At 62.4% G+C, this 4846-nt stretch carries 4 protein-coding genes and 2 pseudogenes; all 6 read left to right on the forward strand.

Translation table 11 applies throughout. The features are described from left to right. The first annotated feature begins 344 nt into the window (after nucleotides 1-344). Entirely contained in the window at nucleotides 345-1355 is a 1011-nt protein-coding gene (locus tag JOZ79_RS11705; protein WP_294074328.1) for a RyR domain-containing protein, read from the forward strand. A gap of 665 nt (nucleotides 1356-2020) precedes the next feature. Beyond that, on the forward strand, nucleotides 2021-3019 hold the full coding sequence (locus JOZ79_RS11710; RefSeq protein WP_294074330.1) for an SIR2 family protein: 999 nt from the start codon (nucleotides 2021-2023) through the stop codon (nucleotides 3017-3019). A gap of 81 nt (nucleotides 3020-3100) precedes the next feature. Next, nucleotides 3101-3459, forward strand: a pseudogene (locus JOZ79_RS11715) (DDE-type integrase/transposase/recombinase); the annotation flags it as partial. A gap of 237 nt (nucleotides 3460-3696) precedes the next feature. Beyond that, nucleotides 3697-3870, forward strand: a complete 174-nt coding sequence (locus JOZ79_RS11720) for a hypothetical protein (RefSeq protein ID WP_294074332.1) — start codon at nucleotides 3697-3699, stop codon at nucleotides 3868-3870. 165 nt (nucleotides 3871-4035) lie between these two features. Next, nucleotides 4036-4356 (forward strand): transcriptional regulator, encoded by a 321-nt coding sequence (locus JOZ79_RS11725; RefSeq protein ID WP_294074334.1) that lies wholly within the window; start codon nucleotides 4036-4038, stop codon nucleotides 4354-4356. A 249-nt stretch (nucleotides 4357-4605) separates the two neighbouring features. Continuing rightward, nucleotides 4606-4846, forward strand: a pseudogene (locus JOZ79_RS11730) (IS6 family transposase); the annotation flags it as partial.

A 4846-nucleotide genomic window follows, 5' to 3' on the forward strand; every position in this document is an offset into this window, starting at 1 on the left:
GTCTCCTTGAACCAAGCCCGTGACGAACGCATCGAATACCGCTTGCTCGATTCGCAGGACAATATCGCGCGGGGCCTGATGCCGCGACTTCTGCCGCTGCTCGGCTCGGCGACTGGTCCGGCCGCGATGGTCCTGATCGGCTGGTCCGGCCCGGCGCCCGCGATCTACCGTCGCCTGCTGCGGAACGGGCCTCCTGGTTTCGAGCTCGTCCTAGTTGATCGCGACGAGGAGGTTACAAAGGCAGAGCTTTTCGCGCATGCGCCTGGGCTTGGTGAAATTCCGGGACTCGATTCATCGCAGCTGATATCGGTTCGGCGCTTCTCGCGAGCGCGCCGGTCGTTAAGGTGCTACGCACGCTGCCACTGGCCGCCATTATTGTCAGCGGCGAAAGTGATGAGAGCAATTTCCGCGTCGCGGTCCAACTTCGCCGGTTCGCGCGGACTCAGCAACTCTGGACGCCGCCGATCCTCGTGCGGCAGCAAGGCAGCGACCTAGCGCTCGAGTCCCTGAAGAAGCTGATCGCGACCGAGACCACCGACGTCTCGCGCATCTACGCCTTCGGCTCCAGCGATGAGCAATACGCACCGAAGGCAGTGCTGCACCGACTTGACGAGACGATGGCGCGCGCGGTGCACGAGGACTTTCTCCGCGGGCCCTTTGGTGATCCCGCAAGCCCGGGCACCGCGCCATGGGAACATCTCCTGGAAACCTTCCGCTCGTCATCCCGCGCGCAGGCCGAGCATATCGATGTCAAGTTAGCGTATGCGGGATTCCGCCGGGTGCCGCAGCCGGGCGGCAGCGCTTTCGTCTTCTCGGACCAGGAGGTCGAGCGATTAGCGGCGGTCGAACACTGGCGCTGGTGCGTCGATCGCTGGCTCGACGGCTGGACGTCGGGGGAGAAGAGGCAGGACGAGCTTCTGAAGCATGATCTGCGAGTGCCGTACGAAAAGCTCGAGGAAGAGCGAAAGGACCAGGACCGTCTCCCGGTACGCAACCTACCAAAGCTTCTCGCCTCGGCGGACGCGGCGATCCGCCGGGAAATGCAAATCAGCATCGGTTCGGCACGGGTGTTGGCACCGGACGCGATCGAGAAAATCGTCTGCGAGGCCGACCACTGGAAGCGCGCGGGCCACATACCGATTGTAGTGCTGAAGCTCACGAGTCGTGAGGACGTTTGGCTGGCGCGCAGGCTGCAACAGCAAGGGATCACCGTGCGGCTGGAGATGCCCAAGCCGTTCGGGGTCTTGGCGGAGACGCTCGCGCCGGAAGAGCTGACGCAGGCGCTAGATGCGGCAGATAACGTCATCCCGCCGCCCGCACCTGAGGCGGCCCACAGGCGCCCATTTAGCGCCTGACCCCAACTCGGGAAGCACTTCCTCAATCGGGGTCGTGCGGGCACTGTCACGGGAATGGGTCGAGAGCGAGCCGCTTGGGGCGTAGGCTGACGCATGCTCTCGACCACCGTCACCGCTCCCCTCCGCCGATCATTCAGCACGCGATCTGGCTTTATCTGCATTTCACGCTAAGCAATCGCGATTACGGAGGAGCTGCTGGCCGAGCACGTTAGCGAGGAGCACGTAATCGCGATCCTGCGGGAGCAGGAAGCGGGGCGAGGACGGCGGAGGTGTGCTGCCGGCACGGGATCAGCGGCGCGACTTTCTAGAGGTGGAAAGCCAACGCCGGCGGGATGCAGCTCTCGGAGGCGGGGGTGAAGGCGTAAGCTCAGCGAACCAGGTCACGCACCTTATGCCCTATGCAAATCCGAACGAGCCTGTCGAAGATGGGCCGAAGCCAAATTGCATCCAACATCGCAATAGAGCGAGGGGTGGCGCAAACACAACTGGTATCGGACGAGGAATGGCCGCTCTGAGACGACGATCTCTGGGGCGATCTGCTCACTGCGATCGGGGACAGCGCCGTTATCCCTATCATCGGTCCGAGCAGCTATTACGTCGAGATCGACGGCCGCAAGACGACCGTTGACCGCTTTGTCGCAGAGAAGCTGGCCGAACAAACCCGCTTGGCGCTTGACAAGTTGGCCCCAGTATCGCTGAACAATGTCGTCGCCCTGTTGCTGCGACAAGGCAAGCGCGAGCAAACGGTGCGCGGCGCGATCAAGACAATCGTCGAGCAAGCGGATTTTGCCCTTCCGGAAACCCTGATTCAGCTCGCCTCAATCAGCCATTTCAATCTATTCGTCACTACCAGCTTCGACCCCTTGCTCGAAAGCGCGGTCAATCGTATGCGCTTCAAAGGCGAGCCGAGGGCGCAGAGCATCTCCTACGGTCTCAAAGAGCCTCGTGATATCGACACGACTGACCGACCCACCGTCTATTACCTGCTCGGCCGCATGTCGACTGCCGCTAGCTACGCCATCTCCGATGACGACCTGCTCGAATTCGTGTTTGCGCTCCAGGCGCAGGAGCGCCGACCGAAAAACCTCTTCGACGCGCTGCGCGACAACAATCTGCTACTGATTGGCGGAGACTTTCCTGGCTGGCTGGTGAGGCTGTTCCTACGTACAGCTAAGGGACAACCGCTCTCCGATAAGCGGGACGTACTTGAAATCCTTGCCGACGAGCGCAGCCAATCGGATGGCGATTTGATCGGCTACCTCAAAAGCTTTACCCCGAAGACGAAGATCTTCAAGGGCGACGCGCCCCGATTCGTCGCCGAGCTCCACAAGCAGTGGTGCGCGCGCTTTCCGCCGCCCTCCGACGGCAGTGGCCCCGAGCCGCCGCCGATGCCGCTTCGCGACATGCCGAACCATGCGGTCTTTATCAGCTATGCCCGCGAGGACCTCGCGGCGGTGCACAACTTGAGTCGCCGGCTGCATGCCGCTGGCATCGAGTTCTGGTTCGACCTCTCGGCGGTCGGTGCGAGCCAGCTCCGGCTCGTCGCCGGCGGACCCGTGGGATCTCAAGATACGCGACAGCATCCAGCGCTGGGGCATTGTCACGTTAACGACTCGGTCCGACCCCTTCTGTCCTGCTTCCCTCGTTTCGGGGCAGGACAATAGGTGCGCTCAGCGCTTCGCCAACCCAGGACCCCCGCCACGGACCTATTCAGCTTAGCACAGGACCTTAACGTGACAATGCCGAAGGCGGCGCTCCGGCTAATGCGCAAGCTGCTGCGCAAACAGGGTTTCGCGCCGAGATGCTGGTCACGGACAAGCTGCGATCCTACGGCGCGGCATTGCGAAGGTTGGGACTGACCTGCCGTCATGAGCAGGGTTTGCGACTGAACAATCGAGCCGAGAACAGCCACCAGGCGGTCCGGCGACGCGAGCGCAAGATGCAGCTCTTCAAGTCTGCGAGATCGGCACAGCGGTTCCTCACTATCCATGCAGCCGTCCACAATACGTCCAACCTCCAACGTCACCTGATTTCAAGATCGACCCTGCGGACTTTCAGGACGGAAGCGGCGGTGCAATGGCGCGATGCGGTTGCAGCTGCATGACATCTGCCAATTCGACTTTGCTAATCTGTTTTGAATCGTTCCCGCGACAGAGCCGGGGCGGCGGGCCGGGCGGCCAAGTCAGGCGGCCTCGCGTCGGTCAGTGCCGCAGCACCGATAATGAATTCATGAATTCATGGGTCAGGCCGTCCCGGCCTGGCGGGCCTCCGGCGGGGTGTTGATTGCAACGATGATGGGGAGGGGGTTTGACTATAGGTAACGTTCGTGTTACCTTAAGCCGTGCTCGAAAGCCGCTACTACCTGACCTCGGACGGCCAGAGCCCGTTCGAAAAGTGGTTCGCGGGGCTCGACCCGGCGGCACGGGCGAAGGTCACGACCGCGATCGTCCGGCTCGAACAGGGCAACCTTTCGAAGGTCAAAGGGGTAGGGGAGGGAGTGCTCGAACACCGATAAATTCTGGGCCGGGCTACCGGGTCTATTTCGGCCGGGACGGCGAGGCGCTGGTGATCCTGTTGACCGGCGGTACCAAGAAGCGCCAGCAGCGCGACATCGCCGCGGCGATCGAGATGTGGGCGGATTACAAGAGCCGCAAGCGCCCGCGGCGGTGATGGAGGCAGCATGCCACTGATGCGAAGCTTCAAGGAACTGGTGCAACGGCACGTCGCCGAGGATCCGGCCTATGCCGAGGCGTTGCTGCGCGAAGGCATCGACACGATGCTGAGCGGCGACGTCGACACCGGCAAGGCGATCCTGCGCGATTACATCAAGGCCACGATCGGCTTCGAGAAGCTTGGCGAGGCAACCGGCGCGCCGCCCAAAAGCCTGATCCGCATGTTCGGTCCGCGTGGCAACCCGCAGGCCCGCAACCTCTTCAACGTCATTGGCTACCTGCAGAAGCGCGCCGGCGTCGAGCTGCACGTTATGGCAGGGCCGGCCTGAAGGCTCGCGGAGGGCCAGTCGAATTGTCCATTTCTTTCACCGTTGATGCTTTCATCCGGAAATGGCCTGCGGTCGAGCTTAAGGAGCGCTCGGCGGCGCAAGAGCATTTTCTTGATTTGTGCCGTCTGCTAGGCGAGCCGTCACCGGCCGATGCTGATCCAACTGGCGGATTCTACTGCTTTGAGCGCGGCGCCACGAAGGCGCTGTCACGCCTTGAGGGCTTGGCAGCCGAGTGTGGTAGGTAGGGCGATGCCTGAGCTGTCCTATCGTCGATATCAATTTCCGGCCACGGTGATCCAGCACGTGATTTGGCTATATCTTCGCTTCACGCTGAGCTATCGCGATGTCGAGGAGCTCCTGGCCGAGCGAGGGCTCGATGTTTCCTACGAGACGGTTAGGCGCTGGGTGGTTGAAATTCGGCCCGCTAATTGCGCGCAGGCTGCGGCGGAGCCGGTCTCGCCCGAGCGGCACGTGGCACCTCGACGAGATG

The sequence above is a fragment of the Sphingomonas sp. genome (assembly GCF_019242355.1).
Lineage (GTDB): Bacteria > Pseudomonadota > Alphaproteobacteria > Sphingomonadales > Sphingomonadaceae > Sphingomicrobium.